The organism is Rhizobacter sp. J219 (assembly GCF_024700055.1).
GTDB lineage: Bacteria > Pseudomonadota > Gammaproteobacteria > Burkholderiales > Burkholderiaceae_C > Rhizobacter.
The window spans coordinates 4,357,640-4,379,725 of record NZ_JAJOND010000001.1 but is presented as its reverse complement, the minus strand read 5'-3'; the positions used below and the strand labels follow the sequence as shown (position 1 = coordinate 4,379,725).

The 22,086-nt window shown below is 68.2% G+C and carries 17 protein-coding genes and 4 pseudogenes; 4 read left to right on the top strand and 17 right to left on the bottom strand.

Going from position 1 to position 22,086, the window contains the following annotated elements; all coding sequences use genetic code 11:
* Window positions 1-9 precede the first annotated feature (9 nt).
* Window positions 10-1,329, top strand: a complete 1,320-nt coding sequence (locus LRS03_RS20765; RefSeq protein WP_257827843.1) for an alpha/beta fold hydrolase — start codon at window positions 10-12, stop codon at window positions 1,327-1,329.
* Between the two features lie 15 nt (window positions 1,330-1,344).
* Here LRS03_RS20765 and LRS03_RS20760 read toward each other — a convergent pair whose 3' ends face one another.
* The 8 genes and pseudogenes from LRS03_RS20760 to LRS03_RS20725 all read right to left on the bottom strand — a co-directional run bounded on the left by LRS03_RS20760 (window position 1,345) and on the right by LRS03_RS20725 (window position 7,433).
* On the bottom strand, window positions 1,345-1,749 hold the full coding sequence (locus LRS03_RS20760) for a hypothetical protein (RefSeq protein ID WP_257827842.1): 405 nt from the start codon (window positions 1,747-1,749) through the stop codon (window positions 1,345-1,347).
* Between the two features lie 65 nt (window positions 1,750-1,814).
* Window positions 1,815-2,135 carry a hypothetical protein gene (locus LRS03_RS20755; RefSeq protein WP_257827841.1) on the bottom strand — a complete coding sequence of 107 codons (321 nt, stop codon included), beginning with the start codon at window positions 2,133-2,135 and terminating at the stop codon, window positions 1,815-1,817.
* 57 nt (window positions 2,136-2,192) lie between these two features.
* The gene (locus LRS03_RS20750) at window positions 2,193-3,374 is read right to left on the bottom strand and encodes an acetyl-CoA C-acetyltransferase (RefSeq protein ID WP_257827840.1); all 1,182 of its coding nucleotides are present in this window, start codon (window positions 3,372-3,374) and stop codon (window positions 2,193-2,195) included.
* 125 nt (window positions 3,375-3,499) lie between these two features.
* A pseudogene (locus LRS03_RS20745) lies at window positions 3,500-4,477 on the bottom strand (sterol desaturase family protein); the annotation flags it as partial.
* A gap of 89 nt (window positions 4,478-4,566) precedes the next feature.
* Window positions 4,567-5,229 carry a histidine phosphatase family protein gene (locus LRS03_RS20740; RefSeq protein ID WP_257827839.1) on the bottom strand — a complete coding sequence of 221 codons (663 nt, stop codon included), beginning with the start codon at window positions 5,227-5,229 and terminating at the stop codon, window positions 4,567-4,569.
* Window positions 5,229-5,858: a YbhB/YbcL family Raf kinase inhibitor-like protein gene (locus LRS03_RS20735; RefSeq protein WP_257827838.1), complete on the bottom strand. Its 630-nt coding sequence runs from the start codon at window positions 5,856-5,858 to the stop codon at window positions 5,229-5,231. The genes LRS03_RS20740 and LRS03_RS20735 overlap by 1 nt, the downstream gene beginning before the upstream one ends.
* Window positions 5,859-5,871: 13 nt before the next feature.
* Window positions 5,872-6,186, bottom strand: a complete 315-nt coding sequence (locus tag LRS03_RS20730; protein ID WP_257827837.1) for a DUF1840 domain-containing protein — start codon at window positions 6,184-6,186, stop codon at window positions 5,872-5,874.
* Entirely contained in the window at window positions 6,183-7,433 is a 1,251-nt protein-coding gene (locus tag LRS03_RS20725) for an SAM-dependent methyltransferase (RefSeq protein WP_257827836.1), read from the bottom strand. Before LRS03_RS20725 ends, LRS03_RS20730 begins: the two co-directional genes overlap by 4 nt.
* Before the next feature lie 98 nt (window positions 7,434-7,531).
* Between LRS03_RS20725 and LRS03_RS20720 the strand changes: the two genes are divergently transcribed.
* The gene (locus LRS03_RS20720) at window positions 7,532-8,374 is read left to right on the top strand and encodes a fumarylacetoacetate hydrolase family protein (protein ID WP_257827835.1); all 843 of its coding nucleotides are present in this window, start codon (window positions 7,532-7,534) and stop codon (window positions 8,372-8,374) included.
* 264 nt (window positions 8,375-8,638) lie between these two features.
* On the opposite strand, the gene LRS03_RS20715 is transcribed toward LRS03_RS20720, so the two are convergent.
* From LRS03_RS20715 to LRS03_RS20705, 3 genes are all read right to left on the bottom strand, one after another.
* Window positions 8,639-10,732, bottom strand: a complete 2,094-nt coding sequence (locus tag LRS03_RS20715; protein ID WP_257827834.1) for a putative bifunctional diguanylate cyclase/phosphodiesterase — start codon at window positions 10,730-10,732, stop codon at window positions 8,639-8,641.
* A 172-nt stretch (window positions 10,733-10,904) separates the two neighbouring features.
* Window positions 10,905-12,215: a cyclic di-GMP phosphodiesterase gene (locus LRS03_RS20710; RefSeq protein WP_257827833.1), complete on the bottom strand. Its 1,311-nt coding sequence runs from the start codon at window positions 12,213-12,215 to the stop codon at window positions 10,905-10,907.
* 218 nt (window positions 12,216-12,433) lie between these two features.
* Entirely contained in the window at window positions 12,434-12,874 is a 441-nt protein-coding gene (locus tag LRS03_RS20705) for an Lrp/AsnC family transcriptional regulator (protein WP_257827832.1), read from the bottom strand.
* Window positions 12,875-12,995: 121 nt separating this feature from the next.
* Between LRS03_RS20705 and LRS03_RS20700 the strand changes: the two genes are divergently transcribed.
* Together LRS03_RS20700 and pcaF are read left to right on the top strand one after the other, a co-directional pair.
* The gene (locus LRS03_RS20700) at window positions 12,996-14,117 is read left to right on the top strand and encodes a saccharopine dehydrogenase family protein (protein ID WP_257827831.1); all 1,122 of its coding nucleotides are present in this window, start codon (window positions 12,996-12,998) and stop codon (window positions 14,115-14,117) included.
* A gap of 212 nt (window positions 14,118-14,329) precedes the next feature.
* On the top strand, window positions 14,330-15,532 hold the full coding sequence (gene pcaF / locus LRS03_RS20695) for a 3-oxoadipyl-CoA thiolase (protein ID WP_257827830.1): 1,203 nt from the start codon (window positions 14,330-14,332) through the stop codon (window positions 15,530-15,532).
* 64 nt (window positions 15,533-15,596) lie between these two features.
* Here the strand turns inward: pcaF and LRS03_RS20690 are convergent, their stop codons facing one another.
* The 6 genes and pseudogenes from LRS03_RS20690 to LRS03_RS20670 all read right to left on the bottom strand — a co-directional run bounded on the left by LRS03_RS20690 (window position 15,597) and on the right by LRS03_RS20670 (window position 22,069).
* Complete coding sequence (locus tag LRS03_RS20690) at window positions 15,597-16,688, bottom strand: protein-glutamate methylesterase/protein-glutamine glutaminase (RefSeq protein ID WP_257827829.1); 1,092 nt, start codon at window positions 16,686-16,688, stop codon at window positions 15,597-15,599.
* The gene (locus tag LRS03_RS20685) at window positions 16,685-17,194 is read right to left on the bottom strand and encodes a chemotaxis protein CheD (protein WP_257827828.1); all 510 of its coding nucleotides are present in this window, start codon (window positions 17,192-17,194) and stop codon (window positions 16,685-16,687) included. Before LRS03_RS20685 ends, LRS03_RS20690 begins: the two co-directional genes overlap by 4 nt.
* Window positions 17,191-17,988 carry a CheR family methyltransferase gene (locus LRS03_RS20680; RefSeq protein WP_257827827.1) on the bottom strand — a complete coding sequence of 266 codons (798 nt, stop codon included), beginning with the start codon at window positions 17,986-17,988 and terminating at the stop codon, window positions 17,191-17,193. Before LRS03_RS20680 ends, LRS03_RS20685 begins: the two co-directional genes overlap by 4 nt.
* Window positions 17,989-18,026: 38 nt before the next feature.
* Window positions 18,027-19,621 (bottom strand): annotated as a pseudogene (locus LRS03_RS26620) (methyl-accepting chemotaxis protein); the annotation flags it as partial.
* A gap of 33 nt (window positions 19,622-19,654) precedes the next feature.
* Window positions 19,655-19,708 (bottom strand): annotated as a pseudogene (locus LRS03_RS26960) (hypothetical protein); the annotation flags it as partial.
* A 424-nt stretch (window positions 19,709-20,132) separates the two neighbouring features.
* Window positions 20,133-22,069: pseudogene (locus LRS03_RS20670) on the bottom strand (HAMP domain-containing methyl-accepting chemotaxis protein).
* Between the last annotated feature and the right edge of the window lie 17 nt (window positions 22,070-22,086).

Genomic DNA, 22,086 nt, shown 5'->3' with positions numbered 1-22,086 from the left:
GGACTGCGCATGCGACTCCTCCTCGCCCTGTCTTCTGCGCTGTTGTTCGCCGCATGCGCGCAGACGCCGCCAGCCGCACCCACCGAAGCCGCCCCGCAGGCCACCGCCTGCCCGGCCGAGCTGCCCACCACCACCCGCTGCCTCGGCGGGAAAGACCCCTTCGGCGCCTTCTACCTGATCGCAATGCCGGCCGACTGGAACGGCCACCTCGTCGTGCATGCGCACGGCGGCCCTTTCCTCGGCGCGCCCACTGCCAAGCGCATCGAAGAAGACTTGAAGCGCTGGGCCATCGTGCCACGCGCGGGTTATGCGTGGGCCGGCTCGAGCTTCCGCCAGGGCGGCGTGGCGGTGCGTGCCGCGGCCGAAGACACCGAGCGTGTGCGCCAGATCTTCGTGCACTACGTCGCCCGGCCGAAGCTCACGCTGCTGCATGGCCAGTCGTGGGGCGCCGGCGTGGCGGCCAAGGGCGCCGAAACCTACACGCGCGGCAAACCCTATGACGGGGTGCTGCTCACGAGCGGCCTGCTGGCCGGCGGCTCGCGCGCCTACGACTTCCGCCTCGACCTTCGGGTGGTCTACCAGCACCTGTGCCGCAACCACCCTCGACCAGACGAGCCCCAATACCCGCTGTGGATGGGCCTGCCCGCAGGCTCGACGCTCACCAGCGCCGACCTCGCACGCCGCACCGACGAATGCCTGGGTCTCGCCAGGCCCGCCGCGCAGCGCACGCCCGAGCAGGCGCAGCGGCTGAAGACGATCGTCGACGTGCTGCGCATTCCCGAACGTTCGGTGCAGGGCCACCTCAACTGGGCGACCTTCCATTTCCAGGACATCGCCCGCCGCAGCGGAGGCAAGAGCGTGTTCGGCAACCTCGACGCGCAGTACCGCGGCTCGCCCGACGACGCAGCGCTCAATGCCGGCGTGGCGCGCTACGCCGCCGACCCGGCCGCGCTCGCCCGCTTCGCCGACGACACCGACCCCACCGGCCGCATCCCGGTGCCGGTGCTCACGGTGCATGGCATTGGCGACCCGACGGTGTTCGTCGAGGTGCAGCACACCTTCGCCGCCACCATGGCCGCCGCCGGCCGCAGCGAAGCACTGGTGCAGACCTTCACCGACGAGAGCGAGCACAGCTACCTCAACGACGCGACCTACGTCGCGCTGCTGGAGTCGCTGGTGAAGTGGGTGCAGGCGGGCGCCAAGCCGACGCCGCAGCAGGTGGCCGATGGCTGCGTGCGCGCGAGCGCGGCCTTTCCGTCGCGATGCCGCTTCGTGCCAGGCTACACGCCGGCGTCGCTGGAAAGCCGCATCACGCCACGGCGCCGGTGAGGCTGAAGCTGCGCGCTACAGCAGGTCTTCGACCACCAGCCAGTGGTACTTGACGGCGCTGCGCGCGCCGAGGTGGCGGGCGATGTCCATCGCACGGTCGGTGTGCGGCCCGTCGGGCGCGTAGACCAGCAGCCAGCCGCAGCCTTCATCGGCCAGTTGGCGGTAGCGGCGCATCAGCGTCACCTCGTAGCCGAAGCCGGCCAGCTGGCTGGCGCGCGGCAGCATGGCGTCCATCTGCTCGCGCTCCTCTTCGTGGCTGTAGAAGAGCACGTCTTCCTCGTCGAAGCCGGCGTCGAACAGGGCCTGCCGCGCCTGCTGGGCGATCTCGTCATCCGGAAAGGCGAGCAGCACGTGCCCGACGGGGTTGTAGGTGCCGAGCGACTGCGGCCGATCGGCCTTGGTCATGCGCTTGATCGCCATGAAAGCCTCCTGTGGGTGGACGGGATGCTTCAAACATAGGCGGGCCGACCGCCAATTCCAATCCGCTAATCCCCCCAGCGCGTCACCAGCCCGACCCAGCACACCGCGGTGACGAGGTTCATCGGCATGGTGAGCACACTCGGCACGTAGAAAAAGGCCGACAGACGCGGGCTCACCAGCACCAGTTCGCAGAAGTACGCCACCACGAAGAGAAGCGCCCCCAGCACCAGCCAGCGCCGCATGTAGGTGGGCAGCCAGCGTGCCTGCTCGCGGTTGTGGCGCAACGCCGCCGCACGCGCAAACACATCACCGCGGCTGGCGTCGAAGAACAGCCAGCCGTAGAAGAGATAGCGGTACAGCAGGGAATGGAAAGGCAGGTACTGCATGGCGCCTCCGCAGTCGTTCGACCATGAACGGCAAACCAGGTTCCTGCCGCCCACGCATCAGAGCCGCTCGACGATGGTCACGTTGGCCATGCCGCCGCCTTCGCACATCGTCTGCAGGCCGTAGCGCCCGCCCCGCTGGTGCAGCGCATGCACGAGCGTCGTCATCAGCTTCGTGCCCGAGGCGCCCAGCGGGTGACCGAGCGCGATGGCGCCCCCGTTCACATTGAGCCGCGCGGCCTGCGCGCCCGTCACCTGCAGCCAGGCCAGCGGCACCGGCGCAAAGGCCTCGTTCACTTCGTAGAGATCGATGTCGTCGATGGAAAGCCCCGCCTTCTTGAGCGCCCGTTGCGTGGCCGGGATGGGGGCCTCCAGCATGATCACCGGGTCGTGGCCCATCACGCTCATGTGGTGGATGCGCGCGAGCGGCTTCACCCCCAGTGCCTTGAGGCCGCGCTCGTTCACCACCATCACGCCGCTTGCGCCATCGCAGATCTGCGACGCGGTGGCGGCGCTGACCACGCCACCTTCCTGCACGAGCTTGACGCCGGCAATGCCCTGCAGCGAGACGTCGAAGCGGATGCCTTCGTCGACCGTGTGCGGCTCGCCCAGATCGCCCTGCTCGGCGCTGCGCGCGGCCACCGGCGTGATCTCCTGCTCAAAGCGGCCGGCACGCACCGCCTCGACGGCGCGCTGGTGGCTCTGGTAGGCGTACTCGTCGAGCTGGGCCCGCGCGAGACCGTACTTCTTCGCGATCATCTCAGCGCCGGTGAACTGGCTGAACTCCACTCCGGGGTAGCGCTTCTGCATGGCGGGGCTCACGTAGAAGCCGAGCCCGTTTTTCGCGGGCAGCACCATCGGCATGCCCATCGGCACACGCGTCATGCTTTCCACCCCGGCGGCGATCACCACGTCCATGCTGCCCGACATCACCGCCTGCGCCGCGAAGTGCAGCGCCTGCTGCGACGAGCCGCACTGGCGGTCGACCGTGGTGCCGGGCACCGACTCGGGCAGCGTCGACGCGAGGATGGCGTTGCGCGCCACGTTGGCGGCCTGCTCGCCGGCCTGGCCCACGCAGCCCATGATCACGTCGTCGATCAGCGCGGGGTCGGCGTGGCTGCGCGCGACGAGCGCGTCCAGCACCTGGGCGGCCAGGTCGGCCGGGTGCCAGCCGGAAAGCCGGCCGCCACGGCGACCGCCGGCAGTGCGGGTGGCAGCCACGATGAAGGCGTCTTGTGTCATGGGATCGGTCCTCAGGGGTTTGTCGGTGCAGCGTAGCGCTGCCGTTCACTCAACCAGCCGACGGCGCACAAGCCCAGCACCACGCCTACAGCGCCGGCCAGCTGCTGGGGCAGGCTCAGGGTGTGGGCATTCCACAGCAGCAGCGAGGTGGCGCCGAGCAGGGCCACGAAGAGTGCGGCCGACGCCCTTTGCGCAGCAGGCGACATCGGCGGGTCGTAGCGCTCGACCTTCGCGAGGTCGAAGGCCGGTTTGGGAAAGCGCGCGGCCACGTCGGCCGGCCGCCAGCCGGGGTGCTTGAACCACACGCGCAACTTGTCGCCCCAGCGCTTCGCGTGCCAGGAGTCCTTGCAGAGTTCGGCGTAGTACTGCAGGTTGGCCCACACCGGGTTCCAGCTGCGCAGCGGGCCGCGGGTGCCGTAGACGATGGGTTCGCGGTCGTCTTCTTCGATGAAGCTGCCGAAGAGCCGGTCCCAGACGATGAAGATGCCGCCGTAGTTCTTGTCGAGGTAGCGGTCGTTGACCGCGTGGTGCACGCGGTGGTTGCTCGGCGCGCAAAACCAGCGATCGAACCAGCCGAGCTTGCCGATGTGCTGCGTGTGCACCCAATACTGGTAGAGCAGATCGATGAGCGCCACCACCGCAAACACGAGCGGCGGAAAGCCCAGCACTGCCATCGGCAGGTAGAAAAGCCAGCCGCCGACCCAACCGCTGCCGGTCTGGCGCAAGGCGGTGGAGAGGTTGTAGTCCTCGCTCTGGTGATGCACCACGTGCGCCGCCCAGAAGAGCGCCACCGTGTGGCCCAGGCGATGGTGCCAGTAGTAGCAGAAGTCGTAGAGCACGAGGCCCACGATCCACACCCAGACGTCTTTCTCCGACAGCTTCCAGAGCGACGCATGCTCGAAGACGAGCGCATACAGCCACACCGTGAAGAGCGCGGCGAAGAGGTTGACGAGCTGGCTGATGATGCCCAGGCCGATGCTGTTCAGCGCATCGTTGAGCCGGTAGGTGTTGCGGCCTCGCCGCAGGCCGACGAGGTATTCGATGCCGATCATCAGCAGGAAGACCGGCGTGGCGAGGACGATGACTTGGGAGGGGGTCAGCATGCGTCCATGGTGCCGCCGGCGCCGGTCGCCGCAAGCGGGGCATCCCCCGGTTGGAGCGGTCGCCCTAGACCCGCTCCAGCCCGGCCGTGTCAGGCTGCGTGGCCGACCCGGTCGTTGCTCTCGTCGAGCGCGCCCCGGTCAAGGTGCGAGGTGTCACTCCAGCCGACGAGCGAGAAGCCCTCGGGCGTGTACAGCAGGCGGTTGATGCTCGCGTTGCCCAGCTGCCACGAGCGGGCAGCCTGCAGGTCAAGCCGCGAGGCGGCGCGGTACAGGCAGTCCATCACGCCGCCGTGCGCCACCACCGCAATCGTCTGCCCCGGGTGGGCGGCGGCCAGGCGCGCGACCGTGCCGACGCAGCGCTCGTAGAACACCCTCAGTGACTCGCCCACGCCGCCCGGGCTGAAGTCGAGCTCGCGCTTGCGCCAGCGCATCGACTCCTCGGGCCAGCGGTCTTCGATCTCCTGGTAGGTGTGGCCTTCGAAGCTGCCGAAGCCGCGCTCGCGCAGACCCTTGTCGGCGGTGATGGCGAGCCCGGTCGCCCGCGCGATGGCCTGCGCCGTCTGGTGCGCACGCTGCAGATCGCTCGCGTAGAGGGCATGCAGTTCGTCGTCGGCCACCGCGGCGGCCAGACGCTCGGCCTGCCAGCGGCCGGTCTCATTCAAGGGGATGTCGAGCTGGCCCTGGATGCGGGTGTCGACGTTCCAGGCGGTCTCGCCGTGGCGGATGGCGAGCACCCGGGTGACTTGGTTCATCAAGCGAGGAATTTGTTGTTCAGGGTGTAGATGCCGACGTGCGAGGCACGGGCCAGCACGTGCGGCGCGATCGCCTCGCGCAACTGGGCGCCGGTGAAGATGCCGTCGACCGCAACCTTCGGCACCGACAGCGCGTACAGCGTGAACACGTACTGGTGCAGCAGCGAGTCGTTGAAGGGCGGGAAGCAGCCGTCATAGCCGAAGTACTGCCCGGCCATCGCCGGGTCTCCGGCAAACCAGCCGGTGTAGTCGTTGAGGCCATGGCGCGCGCCGTGCAGCGTGGCGGGGCCGGGCTTGCCCTTGGGCGTGAGCCCCCCGGAGCTGAACTCGCCCTCCTTGATCTCGCGCAGGCTGGCGGGCAGGTCGGTGAGCACCCAGTGGAAGAAGTCTGTGCGCGGCAGGTCGCCCGGCACCTCGCGATCCGTCTTGTTGACGTCGTCACCCCGGCTGGGCACGTCACCGTCGTGGCAGATCAGCGCGAACGACTGCGTGCCCGCGGGCACCTCGCTCCACGCGAACTGCGGGTTCACGTTGTCGGACATCGTGGGCCCACCGGGGCCCGGCTTGCCGGCGGCGTAGCGGCTGGGAATGCGGTCGCCGTTCTTCCAGCTGGTGCTCGTGAGCTTCATGTGCGTGTTCTCCTCAGACGCCCCAGACGATGGGCTCGTCGGCCGCATGGGCGCGTTTCATCATCTCGACCAGCGGCCAGGCTCGCTGGCGCAGCGAGATGCCGTCGCCCTTGCCCGGCTTGGCGTCGTCTTCCTCGGTCGCGTCCTTGCGCACCGCGTCTTCGGCCGCGATGGCGGCTTCGAGCGCCTTCATCGCGGCCGGCATCTGCGCCGGCTCGATGATGCCCTTGGGCCCTGGCGCCTTGCCGATGATGCCCAGCACCTGGTCACCGCCCGGGCCCATCATGATCACGTCACCGGCGGCTTTCGACTTGAACTTGTAGATCATCGGTAGATGTACTCGCGGTTGAACGGGAACCGCGATTGTGCGCCTCGCATGTTGCCCGTCGTCATATCGTGGTCGGGGTGGGTGGCCAGCATCTGCTGCAGCGAGATCCAGCCCTGCTCGAAGCTCATCGCACTGCCCGCCAGGTACAGCCGGTAGGCGCGCACCACGCTCTCGCGCGTGAGTTCGCGGGCCTTCGCGAGCTGCGCCTCCAGCCGGTCGCTCCAGGCCCACAGCGTGCGGGCGTAGTGCGGGCGCAGGTTCTCCACGTCGACCGGCTCCAGCCCCGATTCGCTCATCACCTTGAGCACGTGAGAGGCGTGCATCAGCTCGCCGCCAGGGAAGATGTAGCGTTCGATGAAGTCGCCCATGCCGGCGCCGAGCTGGTGGTTGCGGGTGCCGCCGGCAGTGATGCCGTGGTTCATCAGCAGGCCGCCCGGCTTGAGCAGGCGCAGCACCTGGTGGAAGTACACCGGCAGGTTGGCACGGCCCACGTGCTCGAACATGCCGACCGAGGCGATGCTGTCGTAGGGCTGCGCCTCGGGCAGGTCGCGGTAGTCGCACAGGTTCATCGTCACCCGGCCGCGCAGGCCGCGCTCGTCGATCAGCCGGTTGACGTGCGCGTGCTGGTTCTTCGACAAGGTGATGCCGTCGGCCCGCACGCCGTAGTGCTCGGCCGCCCACAACAACAGACCACCCCAGCCGGCGCCGATATCGAGGAAGCGCTCGCCCTCGCGCAGCATGAGCTTCCTGCAGATGTGGTCGAGCTTCGCCGCCTGTGCGCCGTCGAGCGTCATCGCGGGGTCTTTCCAGTAGGCGCATGAGTACACGCGCCGTTCGTCCAGCCACAGCGCATAGAAGTCGTCGGAGACGTCGTAGTGAAACTGGATCTGCCGCGCGTCCGCGTCGAGTTGGTGCCGCACGCGCGACTTCACGGTGCGGGTGAGGTTGCTCCACCAGGTGAGCGGGGCGGCGGCGTCGCTCGCCAGGGCCGCGTCGCCCACCAGCTGGGCGGCAACGAACATCAGGTCGCGCATGCTGCCGTCGATGTCGAGGCGACCTTCGACGTAGGCCTCGGCCACACGGCCGATCTGCCCGGTGGCCAGGTGGGCCAGCGGCGCCAGTTCGTGCAGCCGCAGCGTCACTGCCGGGTTGGCGCTGCCGAGGCGCCGCCCGCCGGGCAGCACCACCGCGAGCGGCACGCCCTGCGGTGCCAGGCGTTGTTCAAGGGCTCGTTCGATCGCTAGCATCGTTCGTCACCTCGTTCAGCGGCCTCTCTTGTCCAGAGAGAAGGCAATGGTATGAAAATCGCATCGGCTGCCACCACGCCAATCCTGACGGGAACACCATGAAATGGTTTCGCTTTGGCCCGGAAGGGCATGAACGCATCGGTGCCTTGGACAGTTCAGGGCAATTGAGGGACCTCTCGGCCGACGTCCCCGACCTGCACCTGCCCACCCTCGGCCTGGCCGGCTTGAAGCGTCTTGCCAGGCTCAAGCCCGAGGCCTACCCCCGGGTGCCCGGCACACCGCGCCTGGGCGTGCCCTACACCGGCATCAGCAAGTTCGTCGGCATCGGCCTCAACTACGCCGACCACGCCGCCGAGGCGGGCCTGCCCATCCCCAAGGAGCCGATCGTCTTCCTCAAGGCGACCACCTGCATCAGCGGCCCGAACGACCCGGTGCAGCTGCCGCCGGGCAGCGTGAAGACCGATTGGGAGGTGGAGCTGGGGGTGGTGATCGGCGAGACCGCGCGCCACGTGACCGAAGCCGAGGCGCTGTCGTACGTGGCCGGCTACTGCGTGGTGAACGACGTGTCGGAGCGCGAGTACCAGATCGAACGCGGCGGCACCTGGGACAAGGGCAAGGGCTGCGACACCTTCGGCCCGATCGGCCCCTACCTCGTGACGGCCGACGAGGTACCCGACCCGCAGGCCCTCAGCCTCTGGCTCGACGTGAACAACGTGCGCCGTCAGAGTGGCAGCACCGCCACCATGATCTTCGGCGTGGCGCAGCTCGTGAGCTACGTGAGCCGCTTCATGACGCTGCTGCCCGGCGACATCCTCTGCACGGGCACGCCGCCCGGCGTGGGCATGGGCATGAAGCCGCCGCAGTTCCTGAAGGCCGGCGACGTGATGACACTCGGCATCACCGGCCTGGGCGAGCAGCGGCAGGTGGTGGTGGGCGCCTAGGGCCTGTTAACACTAAAAGGGCAGTCGCGCTGAAGCCTGAAGGCGTGCACGGCAAGGCGCAGGCGAGGCCGTGTGCCTGTGGCACACAACGAGCCTGCAACGCCGCCGAGCGCGCCTTCAGGCTTCAGCCCTGCGGGTGATCTCATTAAAAGCCCGCCCTCAGCGTTGCAAATGCTCGCTGTAGCCACAGCTACAGCTGCGCTTTGCGCCTCGATGGCGGGCTTTTGATGAGTCACGCGGCTGCCCTTTTAGTGTTAACAGGCCCTAGTTCTTGACCAAGCGCACCGGCTTGGCCGAGGGTGCCGTCGCTACGCCCACCCGCGTCTCGAAGGCGGCGGCGTCGAGCGCCGGCGCATACAGGTAGCCCTGGAACTCGTCACAGCCGGCGTCGACCAGGAACTGGCGCTGCGGCTCGGTCTCCACGCCCTCGGCGATCACCGTGAGGTTCATCGCGTGGCCGAGCTGGATGATGGCGTTGACGATGGCCTGGTCGCTCGCGTCGCCCGGCAGGTGGCCGACGAAGCTGCGGTCCATCTTGAGCCGATGGATGGGGAAACGCTTCAGGTAGCCGAGGCTCGAATAGCCGGTGCCGAAGTCGTCGATCGCGAGGCCCACACCCAGCACGTGCAAGGCTTCGAGCCGGCGCAGCGTGTCGTCGGCATCGTGGATCAGGATGCTCTCGGTCAGCTCCAGCTCCAGCCGCTCGGGCGGCAGGCCCGCCGTCTTCAGCTCATGCTGCACCCGCTCGATGAAATCGGGCTGCTGGAACTGCAGCGCCGACACGTTGATCGACACCGGCATCTCGATGCCGCGCGAGCGCCATGCCGCCGCCTGGCGCACCGCCTGCGACAGCACCCAGTCGCCGATCGGGATGATGAAGCCGCTCTCTTCGGCCACCGGGATGAACTCGCCCGGCGACACCTCGCCCAGCACCGGGTCGCGCCAGCGGATCAGCGCCTCGGCACCGATCACCGCGCCGCTCTTCAGGTCGACCTGCGGCTGGAAATGCAGGCGGAAGAGCCCGCTCACCAGCGCCTGGCGCATGGCGTGGTCCATGTGCATGCGCGAGCGGCGCACACCGTCGGTCTGGGCCTGGTGGAAGCGGAAGCTGGCGCGGCCCGATTCCTTGGCCCGGTGCATCGCGGTGGCGGCGCCGCGCATCAGCTCGTCGAGCGCATTGCCGTCCGACGGGCACAGCGCGATGCCGATGCTGCAGGTGACCGTGAAACTCTCGCCGCCCTGCGTGAACGGCCGTCCCATCGCGTCGAGCAGGCGGCGCGCGGTGGTCTCGGCGCCGGCCGCGTCGGCCTGGTGCACCAGCAGCACGAACTCGTCGCCGCCCAGGCGGGCCACGGTGTCGACATTGCGCAGGCAGGACTTGATGCGCTCGGTCGCTTCGAGCAGCACCTGGTCGCCGGCGGCCATGCCCAGCGTGTCGTTGACGTGCTTGAAGCGGTCGAGGTTGAGCACCATCAGCGCAAACGGCTGGCCGTTGCGCTGTGCCATCGCGAGCGCGAATTCGACACGGTCTTCGAGCAGGCGGCGGTTGGGCAGGCCCGTCAGCGCGTCGGTGTGCGAGAGCTGCTCGATGCGCTGCTGCGCGGCCAGCTGCTCGGTCACGTCGCGGAAGGAAAACACCCGCCCGATCGGCTGGCCGCGGCTGCACTGCGGCAGCGTCACACGCTCGATCACCTTGCCTGAGTGCAGCGTGAGGGTGTCGGAGGCCTGCAGCAGCGCCGCGTCGAGGATGGCACCCAGGCGGCGCACGTACTGGTCGCCGTCGGTCACGCTGCGGCGCATCCAGTCCTGCACGGCGCGGTCGTCGCGCTGGGCGAGCAGCTCTTCGGGCAGGCCCCACATCGCGGCGAAGCGGCGGTTGAAGTTGCGGATGGCGCCCGACAGGTCGGTCACGAGGATGCCGTCGGCGCTCGACTCCAGCGTGGCGCGCAGCTCGGCCACGCGGGTGTCGAGCTCCTCTTCGGCGGCGCGCTGGGCGGTGAGGTCGCGCAGGGTGACGATCAGCACCTCGCAGTCGCTCATCTGGCCGATGCGGCTCACGCGGCGTGTGACCGGCACGATGCTGCCGTCGAAGCGGCGCACCACCGAGTCGGACAGGATGGCCTCCGACAAACCCTGCCGAGCTTCGTCCCAGAACGCGAAGTCTTCGGCGGTGGCGGAGAGGTCGGTGGCGGCGCGGCCGCGCAGCGACCACGCATCGATGCCCAGGAGCTCGCCCGCCGCGGTGTTGGCGGCGAGGATGGTGAGGTCGGTCGCATCGACCAGCCAGACGGGGTCGAGCAGACCCTCGATCAGCGCCGACCAGTGTTCAAGTGTTGCCGCCCTCGCCGCGGCGCTCAATGGCGCACCCCGGTCGCCGAGTACTGCGACCGACCCTCCAAGAGGGTCGGGCCTTGCTTGGGTCGGCCCGGCGCGGCGGCCCGGTAATGGAGCACCCCGGTCGCCGAGTACTGCGACCGACCCTCCAAGAGGGTCGGGCCTTGCTTGGGTCGGCCCGGCGCGGCGGCCCGGTTCATGCCGCCTCCTCCAACGGAGCGGTGTACGGCTCGAAGAAATACGCCACACGCGTGCGCGGCGACAGGTAGTCGAGGGACTCGGTCGGCAGCTGCTGCGGCTTCAGGCTGCGGCGGATGCCCAGGCGCGGCTCACATTCGAGGTTGAGCAACAGCGCCTCGTCGCGCGGCACCTTGGCCTCATGGACCATCACGCGCGGCTTGAGCGGGCGCGAGGAGTTGACCGATACCACCATCGCGTAGCGGTCATCGGTGAGCTGCACCACCGAGCCCGGCGGGTACACGCCCATCATCTTGATGAAGCTGCCGAGGATGGCGGTGTCGTAACGGTTCTTGCCCTGCGCGAACAGCAGCGACAGCGCCTCGTGCGGCGTGAGCGCACGCGAAGGCACGTGCGGGTTGCACATGTTGTCGTAGCGGTTGATGAGCGAGACGATGCGCGCGGGGATCGTCATGCGGTCGCTGTTGAGCTTGAGCGGGAAGCCGCTGCCGTCGGCGTGCTCGTGGTGCTGCGCGACCACGAGCGTCGCCCCCGTGGCGAGGCCCATCTTCTTGGCGATCGTCACGCCATGGGCCACGTGCTCTTGATAGAACTGGTTTTCGGCCGGGGTGAAATGCTCTTCGCGGTGGCGCACCCGCTCGGGCAGCTCGATCTTGCCGATGTCGTGCAGCATCGCGCCCACGCCCAGGTCGAGCATCTCGGCCGCCGAGAGGCCGAAGGTCTTGCCCATCAAGAGCGAGATCACCGCCACATTGACCGCATGCAGCGAGGCCTTGTCGCCCGCGGCTTCGGTGAGCAGGCGGATGCACATGTCCTGCTGGCCGATCATCTTGTCGACGAAGGCCTGCGCGAGCGCCTCGGTCTGCTCGCGTGCGACCTGCGGCTGCGTGAGCACGATCTCTGAGGCGCGTTTGCACGCACTCGTCGCCTCGGCGAACTGCGCTTCGCACAGCTGCAGGGCTTCGCGCTGCGCCTGCAGGGCTTCGCGATGGCGGCGGCGCTGCACCGCCTCGGCGTTTTCCACGGCCGGCGCCATCAGCGTTTCGGCGGGCACGGTGTCGGGCAGCGACGGGTCGTCTGCTGCGTCAGGGTGGGTGAGGCTCTCGACGGCCGCCGGGTCGCTCTTCTCCGGGCTCCAGCGCACACGCTGCTTGCCGAGGGAACGGATGGTCGCGATCTGCGCAGCAGAACCGATCTTGAAGCTGCTCAGCGGAAACGGATGCGACATCCATCCACCATCGAGATGCACGAACATCCCGATGCGCAGCTGGGCCACGTCGATCAGTGTGGGTGTAGGTACTTCTTTCATGCCCGGTGGCCTGGTGGGCCCCGCGAATCTGCATAGCGTCTGCGACACTTTTCGGTCGCGCGCTCCCTGAACTTGAACCGATTATGTTCAGCGGCCCCAGCGCCGCACCTGCAAGTTCTGACAGTGCTGCAATGCCACACGCGAGGTGTGTGCGGTATTGCGCAGAGTGCACCGGCGGACTACGTGAGCCCCCCGATGCCGACCCCCTTGAAATTAGCCTAACGCGCGATCCGCGTCGACAAAACAATTGCCGACGTCGTGCGCTCCACGCCGTCGAGCGCACCGATGCGGTCGATCAGCGCGTCCAGCTCGCCGATCGACTGCGCGGCGACCACTGCGATCAAGTCGAACGGGCCGCTGACCGACTGCAGCACCCGCACCTCCGGGATGCGGCGCAGCGCCTGCTCGATGGCCGCACTCTGGCGCGGTGCCACGGTGATGAAAATGTGAGCGCGTACCAGCGCGGCCTCGGCGGCCTCGGGCACCACCACCGTGTAGCCGACCACCACCCGCTGCCGCTCCAGACGCTCGATGCGGCTTTGCACCGTGGTGCGCGAGAGCTTGAGCGAGCGCGCCAGCTCGGCGACCGGGGTGCGCGCGTTCTCGCGCAGCAGCGCGAGCAGGGCACGATCGGTGGCATCGAGGGGCAGGTTCGTCATAGTTGCGCTTTCAGCTCGTCGGATTGCCGAACTATGGGCGCTGGATCGTCGAAACACCAGCTGCAGATTGCGCAGGGCCTGCCGAAAATCCAGGAACACCCCTTCACCGCAGGAGCCCGCCATGCAAACCCATTCCGTCCTCGTCATCGGTGGCGGCAAGATCGGCTCGGTGGTGGCCGCGCTGCTGGCCCAGGCCGGTGGCCGCCTGCGCTACCGGGTGACGGTGGCCGATCGCTCGGCCGAGCAGTTGGCCGAGTTGAAACGCGACACGCCGGCGGCCGAGATCGAAACCCAGGTGCTCGACGTGCTCGACCCGGCGCAACTGCGCGACGCACTCGCCGGCCGCTTCGCGGTGCTGAGCGCCGCGCCCTACCACCTGACGGTGAAGGTGGCCGAGGCCGCGCGCGCGGCTGGCGTGCACTACCTCGACCTGACCGAAGACGTGGCCAGCACCCGCCGCATCCGCGAGCTGGCCGACGGCGCGACGAGCGCGCTCATCCCGCAATGCGGCCTGGCGCCGGGCTTCATCTCCATCGTGGCGGCCGACCTCGCCCGCCGCTTCGACCACCTCGACAGCGTGCGCATGCGGGTCGGTGCCCTGCCCGCCTACCCGAGCAACGCGCTGAACTACAACCTCACCTGGAGCACCGAGGGCGTCATCAACGAATACTGCGAGCCCTGCGAAGCCATCGTCGACGGCCGCATTGCGAGCGTGCCGGCGCTCGAAGAACGCGAGGAGTTCTCGCTCGACGGCGTGCTCTACGAAGCCTTCAACACCTCGGGCGGCCTGGGCACGCTGTGCGAGTCACTCGCCGGCCGCGTGCGCACGCTCAACTACCGCACCATCCGCTACCCCGGCCACGCAGCCATCATGAAGGCGCTGCTGCACGACCTGCGCCTGAAGGACCGGCGCGAGGTGCTGAAAGACATCCTCGAGAACGCCCTGCCCGCCACGCTGCAGGACGTGGTCATCGTCTTCGTGACGGTGAGCGGCATGAGAGACGGCCACCTGCAGCAGGAGACCTACGCCCGCAAGATCTACAGCCAGGTGCTGGGCGGTCGCCTGCGCAGCGCCATCCAGGTGACGACCGCAAGCAGCCTGTGCGCGATGCTCGACCTGCTGGCCGAAGGCCGGCTGCCGCAGCAGGGCTTCGTACGGCAGGAAGACTTGCGGCTGGACGACTTCCTCGCCAACCGCTACGGCCACGTCTACGCGGCCGACTCGGTGGCGCGTGCCGCCTAGCAAGACGCCGCGGTAGCAAACACAAAACACCTCCTTCGCCCTACGCAGGCGATGGTGGTCGAACTACCTGCTTGAAACTGACCCCGGGCTCGTTGACCCGAGCGCAAGGCCGTCTGGGTTCTGCACAGCGGGCGAAAGCGCCTGTGTGACATGGCGATAATTTCGCCACGCTCATCCACGCATTTCCTGCCCTTGCATTACCGGAGACTCCCATGACCCAAGCCTTCATCTGCGACTACGCGCGCACCGCCTTCGGCCGCTATGGGGGCGCACTGTCTTCCGTGCGCACCGACGACCTCGGGGCCATCCCGCTGAAGGCGCTGATGGAGCGCAACGCACGGGTCGACTGGGCCGCGGTGGCCGACGTGATCTACGGCTGTGCCAACCAGGCGGGCGAAGACAACCGCAACGTGGCGCGCATGTCGTCGCTGCTGGCCGGCCTGCCGCTCGAACTGCCCGGCGCCACGATCAACCGCCTCTGCGGCTCGGGCATGGACGCTGTGGGCACCGCCGCCCGCGCCATCAAGTCGGGTGAAGCGCAGCTGATGCTTGCCGGCGGCGTCGAGAGCATGAGCCGCGCGCCCTTCGTGATGCCGAAAGCCGAGAGTGCGTTCAGCCGCAGCAACGCGGTCTACGACACAACCATCGGCTGGCGCTTCGTCAACAAGCTGATGAAGGAAAAGTACGGCGTCGACTCGATGCCCGAGACGGCCGAGAACGTCGCCACCGATTTCAAGATCGAACGCGACGCGCAGGACCGCATGGCGCTCGCCTCGCAGCTGAAGGCCGTGGCCGCGCAGAAGAGCGGCTTCTTCGATGCCGAGATCGTGCCGGTCACCATCCCGCAGAAGAAGGGCGACGCGATCGTGGTGAAGCAGGACGAGCACCCGCGTGAAACCAGCCTCGAGGCCCTCGCCAAGCTGAAGGGCGTGGTGCGCGCCGACGGCACGGTGACCGCCGGCAACGCCTCGGGCGTGAACGACGGCGCCGTGGCCCTGCTGCTCGCCAACGACGCGGCCGCCGGCAAGTACGGCCTGACCCCGCGTGCCCGCATCGTCGGCATGGCCACCGCCGGCGTCGCACCGCGCATCATGGGCATCGGCCCGGCGCCGGCCACGCGCAAGGTGCTGGCCCTGACCGGCCTCAAGCTCGACCAGATGGACGTGATCGAGACCAACGAAGCCTTCGCGGCCCAGGGCCTCGCGGTGCTGCGCGACCTGGGCCTGAAGGACGACGATCCGCGCGTCAACCCCAACGGCGGCGCCATCGCGCTCGGCCACCCGCTGGGTGCCAGCGGCGCGCGCCTCGTGGGTACCGCGGTCAACCAGCTGCACAAGACCGGCGGCCGGTATGCGCTGTGCACCATGTGCATCGGCGTGGGCCAGGGCATCGCGCTGATCGTGGAACGCGTCTGAAGGTCGCCTCGCCTCACGCACGAAAACGCCCGCGCATGCGGGCGTTTTCTTTGGGCCGCCGACGTCAGACCAGCAATTGGCGCTGGATCTCGCTGCCGATCGCCGACAGCGGCACCACACGCTCGGCGCCGCCGCGCTTGATCGCTTCCTTCGGCATGCCGAAGACCACGCAGCTCTCTTCGTCTTGCGCCAAGGTGCGCGCGCCCTGGTTGCGCATCTCCAGCAGGCCGGCCGCACCATCGTCTCCCATGCCGGTCATGATGACGCCGAGCGCATTCGCGCCCGCGCTCTTGGCCACCGAGCGGAAGAGCACATCCACCGACGGCCGGTGACGGTTCACCAGCGGCCCGTCGACCACCTCCACGTGGTACTGCGCGCCGCTGCGCTTGAGCAGCATGTGGCGGCCTCCGGGCGCGATGAGCGCTCGGCCGGGCACCACCCGGTCGTTGTTCTCTGCCTCCTTGACCGTGATCTGGCACAGGGTGTCGAGCCGCGCGGCAAAGGCGGCGGTGAATTTCTCGGGCATGTGCTGCACGATCACGATGCCGGGCGAGACCCGCGGCAGCGCGGTGAGCACCTCTTCCAGCGCCTGCGTGCCGCCGGTCGACGTGCCGAGCGCCACCACACGCTCGGTGGTCGTCGTCATTGCGCGAGTGGCCGCCGGCAGGATGGCGTCGGCCGTGTGCTTGGCCGGCGCCACCAGGGGCACCTGGCCCGTGCCGGGCGCCAGGCGACGCACGTTGGCGCGTGCCGCGGCGCGCACGGTGGAGAGCAGTTCGTCCGCCGCCTCCTGCAGGAACTGCTTGAGCCCGATCTTGGGCTTGGTGACGATGGCCACCGCGCCGGCGGCCATCGCCTCCAGCGTGGTCTTGGCGCCCTTCTCGGTCAGCGTGGAGCAGATCACCACCGGCGTCGGCCGCTGGGCCATGATCATGCGCAGGAAGGTGATGCCGTCCATGCGCGGCATCTCGACGTCGAGCACGATCACGTCGGGCCACGACTGCTTCAGGCGCTCAATGGCGAGCACCGGGTCCGACACGGCCGCGATCACCTCGATGTCGGGCGCGGACTGCAGCAAGCCGCTCACGACCTGGCGCACCACCGCCGAGTCGTCGACCACCATCACGCGGATCGGGTCGCCACCAGCGCGCTTCATCGCGGTTCCAGCGACGAGAAGCCGGACGGCACCGCGCCCTGCTTCACCCACACGTTGCCGGTGGCGACGTCGAACACGATCTGGCGGTGGCCGACGCCGAAGAGGTTTTCGCTTGCGACGGCAATGCCGCGGTCACGCAGCAGCTCGCGCGCCGCTTCGCCGTTGCGCCGGCCCACGTTGAGCGGCCCGCGCTGCGACTGCGCGGGGAACATGTCGCCGCCGCCGAAGATCTTGCCCTCGCACCCGCCGGGGGCCACGCCGTAGCGCGCCAGGCCCGCGATCATCAGCGACAGCGCCTCGTCGCCATAACGCGCATCGGGTGGCCCGCTGCTCGCCTGGCCGCGCTCGGCCAGCAGGAAGTGCGACATCGCGCCCACTCGCAGGCGAGCGTTCCACAGCACGATCGACACGCACGACCCGAGCAGCGTGCGCATGCGCGTGCCGCCCGCGGCCACCGCGAACTCGCCCGGCTTGAGCACGATCTCGACAGGTGGGGCGGCGCTCACGGCTTGCGGTAGATCGACGGCGCCACCGGCACCACCGCATTGCTGATGTCGTTGAGGCTCTCGGAATGCCCGATCACGAAGTAGCCGCCCGGCTTGATCTGGCTCACGATGCGTGCGACGACCTGGCGCTTGGTCTCAACGTTGAAATAGATCATCACGTTGCGCAGGAACACCATGTCGAACGGCTGCGTGGAGGGCAGCGGTTCGTTGAGGTTGATCTGGCGGAACTGCACCTTCTGGCGCAACGAGCGATCGACGAGCAAGGTGCCCGCCTGTTCGCCCATGCCGCGCAGGCAGAAGCGCTTGAGGTAAGCCTGGGGAATGTGCCGCGTGCGCTCCAGCGGGTAGTGGCCAAGGCGTGAACGCTCCAGCACCCGGGTGCTGATGTCGGAGCCGATCAGTTCCCAGCCACTCTCGCCCAGCACGTCGGCCAGCACCATCGCGATGCTGTACGGCTCTTCGCCGCTGGAACAGGCGGCGCTCCACACCCGCATCGGCGCGCCGCGACCGCGGTGCGCCTGCGCCAGCTCGCGCAGCAGGTCGAAGTGGCGCGGCTCGCGGAAGAAGTAGGTCTCGTTGGTGGTGAGCAGGTCCACCGCCGTCTGCACCTCGCCGGCATCGCCGCTCTTGAGCAGCTTGAAGTACTCGGAGAAGCTCTGCAGCTGGCGAACCTGCAGACGCTTGGCGAGGCGGCCGCACACCAGCGCCTTCTTCCCGGGCGACAGGCTGATGCCGGCCGCGTCGTAGATGAAACGCTGGAAGTGGCCGAACTCGGTGTCGGTGATGACGTGCATGGTGGCGCGCGTGCTCCCTGGGGTGGTCGGAGTGAAGATTAGTAGCGCGTGAACTGCGACTCGTCGGGCTGCACGAGGTTGAAGCCGTTGGCGTTGCCGTGGTCGGCGCCATTCTTTCGGTCGGCCTTGCGCGGCGCGGCGGCCGGGCGGGCACTTCCGTTCACGCGCGGCTGCGCACGAGCGGGCGTGGCACGCACCGACGCGCCGGGCTGGTTCAGGCGGAAAAAGGCCATCGTCTGCTGCAGCTGCTCGGCCTGGCCGCTCATCTCCTCAGCCGTGGCGGCGAGTTCCTCGGAGCTGCTGGCGTTCTGTTGCGTGGTGGTGTTGAGCTGGTTCACGGCGGCGTTGATCTGCGTGACGCCCGAGAGCTCTGCTCTTCGGACGCGGCCGTGATCTCCTGCACCAGGTCGCTCGTCTTCTTGATGTTGGGCACCATCTGGTCGAGCAGGCGACCGGCCTTCTCGGCCAACTCCACGCTGGAGCCGGCCACGGCACCGATCTCCTGCGCCGCCACCTGGCTGCGCTCGGCCAGCTTGCGCACTTCGGCGGCCACCACCGCGAAGCCCTTGCCGTGTTCGCCCGCACGCGCTGCTTCGATCGCGGCGTTCAGCGCCAGCAGGTTGGTCTGGTAGGCGATGTCGTCGATGATGCCGATCTTCTGCGCGATCTGCTTCATCGCGACCACGGTCGCCTTCACCGCCTCGCCGCCTTCGGCCGCTTCGGTGGCGGCCTTGGTGGCCATGCCGTCGGTGACCTTGGCGTTGTCGGTGTTCTGGGTGATCGAAGCCGTCATCTGCTCGATGGAGGCGCTCGTTTCTTCCACGCCGGCCGCCTGCTCGCTCGACGCCTGCGACAGCGACTGCGCGGTGGCACTCACCTCTTCGGCCGCACCCGCCAGCGCCTCGGCGCCGCCGTTCACCTCGGCGACCACCTCCGAGAGCTTTTCCACCATCGCGTTCACATAGCGCTGCAGGTCGGCGAAGGTGCCCAGGTACTGGCCTTCCACCTTGCGCGTCAGGTCGCCTTCGGCCATCGCACCCATCAGCTCGACCACGTCGCGCACGCTGCGCAGGTTGCTGCGCGCCTGTTCGATGATCTGGTTGATGAAGGCCTTCTTGCCCGGCAGCTGCGGCATCGGGGCTTCGAAGTTGCCCTTGCCGAACTCGGCCACCACGCCCATCGCGAGCTTCTTCACCCCGATGTGTGCATTGACCATCTCGTTGACGCCCTGCGCCATGGTGCGGAAGTCGCCGTCGAAGCGCTGTGCGTCGATCACCACGTCGATGTCGCCCTTCTCATGCTCGGCCGACATGCGGTTCATCTCGGCGATCAGGCCCTTCAGGTTGCCGCGTACCTTCTCGATGGTGTCGTTGATGAAGGCCTTCTTGCCCGGCAGCGGCGCAAGCGCCGCCTCGAAGTTGCCTTTGCCGAACTCGGCCACCACGCCCATCGCAAGCTTCTTCACCGCGATGTGGGCCGCCACCATCTCGTTGACGCCGCGCGCCATGGTGCGGAAGTCGCCGTCGAAGCGTTGCGCATCGATGACCACGTCGATGTCGCCCTTCTCGTGCTCGGCCGCCATGTGGTTCATCTCGGCGATCAGGCCCTTCAGGTTGCCGCGCACCTTCTCGATGGTGTCGTTGATGAAGGCCTTCTTGCCCGGCAGCGGCGCAAGCGGCGCCTCGAAGTTGCCGCGACCGAACTCGGCCACCACGCCCATCGCAAGCTTCTTCACCGCGATGTGGGCGTTGACGAGGTCGTTCACGCCGACCGCCATCTCGCGCAGCTCGCCGGCATGGCGCTGCGGGTCGATGACGACATCGATGTCACCCCGCGCGTGCTCGGCATGCATGCGCAGCATGTCTTCGCGCAGCGCCTGCACGCTCTTCAGCAGCTTGTTGATCGACTCGGCACCGGCGCGCAGCGGCGCCGGCAGCGCGTGCGCGTCGAGCCGCCGCGAGAGGTCGCCCTCGGCGACCGCTGCCAGCACCCGCGTGAAGTGTGCATCGATGGTGTCGGCGTAGGCCGCTTCTTCCCGCCGCACACGGCCTTGGGTTTTCAACTGCAACATCATCTTCTCCCTGCTGACCGTTCAGCGTGTGGCTCCATCAAAGGCAGGAGCCGGGGCCCGTTCATTTCATCGCTCAGAACCTGGCGAAGTGGATCTCGTCCACTTCAGCCGAAACAGTGGCCGGACTGGGCTTGGCGCTGCTGCGCACCGTGGGCTTGCGGCGCGCGGGGGCTGCCGCCGTTGCCGGTGCGGGGCGGCTTGCCACGCTGCGCGCGGCCGTGCCCGAGAGCTTGAAGAAGGCCATGGTCTGCTGCAGCTGCTCGGCCTGGCCGCTCATCTCTTCGGCGGTGGCGGCCAGCTCCTCGGAGCTGCTGGCGTTGTGCTGCGTGGTCTGGCTCAGCTGGCTGACCGCGGCATTGATCTGGGTGACACCCGAGAGCTCTGCTCTTCGGACGCGGCCGTGATCTCCTGCACCAGGTCGCTCGTCTTCTTGATGTTGGGCACCATCTGGTCGAGCAGGCGGCCGGCCTTCTCGGCCAGTTCCACGCTGGAGCCAGCCACGTCGCCGATCTCCTGCGCGGCCACCTGGCTGCGCTCGGCCAGCTTGCGCACTTCGGCGGCCACCACGGCGAAGCCCTTGCCGTGCTCGCCGGCACGGGCCGCTTCGATCGCGGCATTCAGCGCCAGCAGGTTGGTCTGGTAGGCGATGTCGTCGATGATTCCGATCTTCTGCGCGATCTGCTTCATCGCGACCACGGTCGACTTCACCGCCTCGCCGCCTTCGGCCGCTTCGGTGGCGGCCTTGGTGGCCATGCCGTCGGTGACCTTGGCGTTGTCGGTGTTCTGCGAGATCGAGGCCGTCATCTGCTCGATGGAGGCGCTGGTCTCTTCCACGCCCGCCGCCTGCTCGCTCGATGCTTGCGACAGCGACTGCGCGGTCGCGCTCACCTCTTCGGCGGCACCGGCCAGCGACTCGGCGCTGCTGTTGACTTCCTGCACCACCTGCGAGAGCTTGCCCACGGTGTTGTTGACGTACTCCTTCATCTGGCCGAAGGCGCCGTCGTAGTCCTTGTCGATGGACTGGGTGAGGTCGCCTTCCGACATCGCGCCCATCACGCGCACCACGTCGTCGATGCTCTGGCCGGTGGTCGCCACCAGCTGGTTCAGGCCCTGGCCCATTTCCTTCTGGAAGCCTTCCAGGCCGTTCAGGTCGACACGGGCCTCGAAGTTGCCGCGGTTGGCGGCCTCGACCACCTCGCGCTGACCCGAGATCACCTGCTGCAGCCGGGCGACCATCTGCTTGACGGCGAAGAGCATGCTGCTGTCGTCGTTGGCGCGGGTCTCCACCTGCACCGAGAGGTCGCCGTGGGCCACCTTGGTGAGCAGACGGGCGGCATAGTCGGGCTCACCGCCGAGCTGGCGGGTGATCATGCGGGTGACCATCAGGCCGAGGCCGATGGCCAGCAGCACCGAGACCACCACCAAGATGGTGGTGACCAGCTTGGCCTGCGCGAGCGTGGCGATGCCTTGTTCATTGGCGGCCTTGGCCTGCGCGCTCAGCTCCTCGATGACGCGGTCCATGATGGCTTCCATCTCGACGGTGGCCTTGCGCGCATCGCCGTTGCTCAGCTCCACGCCTTCGTCGATCTTGCCGGCCGCGGCCAGCTCCGCCACCTTCGCCATGTAGCCGAGGTAGACGGGCAGTTGCGCGTCGAGCTCCTTCTGCAACGCCACTTCCTTGGCGCTGAGCGTGGTGCCGCGATAGGCCTGGATGGACTTGTTGAATTTGTCCATGTGGCCCTTGGCGCGCTCGACGGTCGACTTCAGGTCCTCCGCCTTCTTCATCGACAGCAGGCGCACATAGGCGCGTGCATGGGCCGACAGCCGGATCTGCGCCTCGCCGATTTGCTGCAGGCACACCACGTTGTTGTCGTAGGTGTAGCTGAGCATGCCGCCCAGCTGCGTCATGCGCGTGAGGCCATACACCCCGACGGCCGCGGTCAGCACCGAGCAGACCAGGAAGGTGATGGACAGCTTGTGTGCCAGCTTGAGGCGATAGAACCAGTTCATTTTGTGCACTCGCTTGA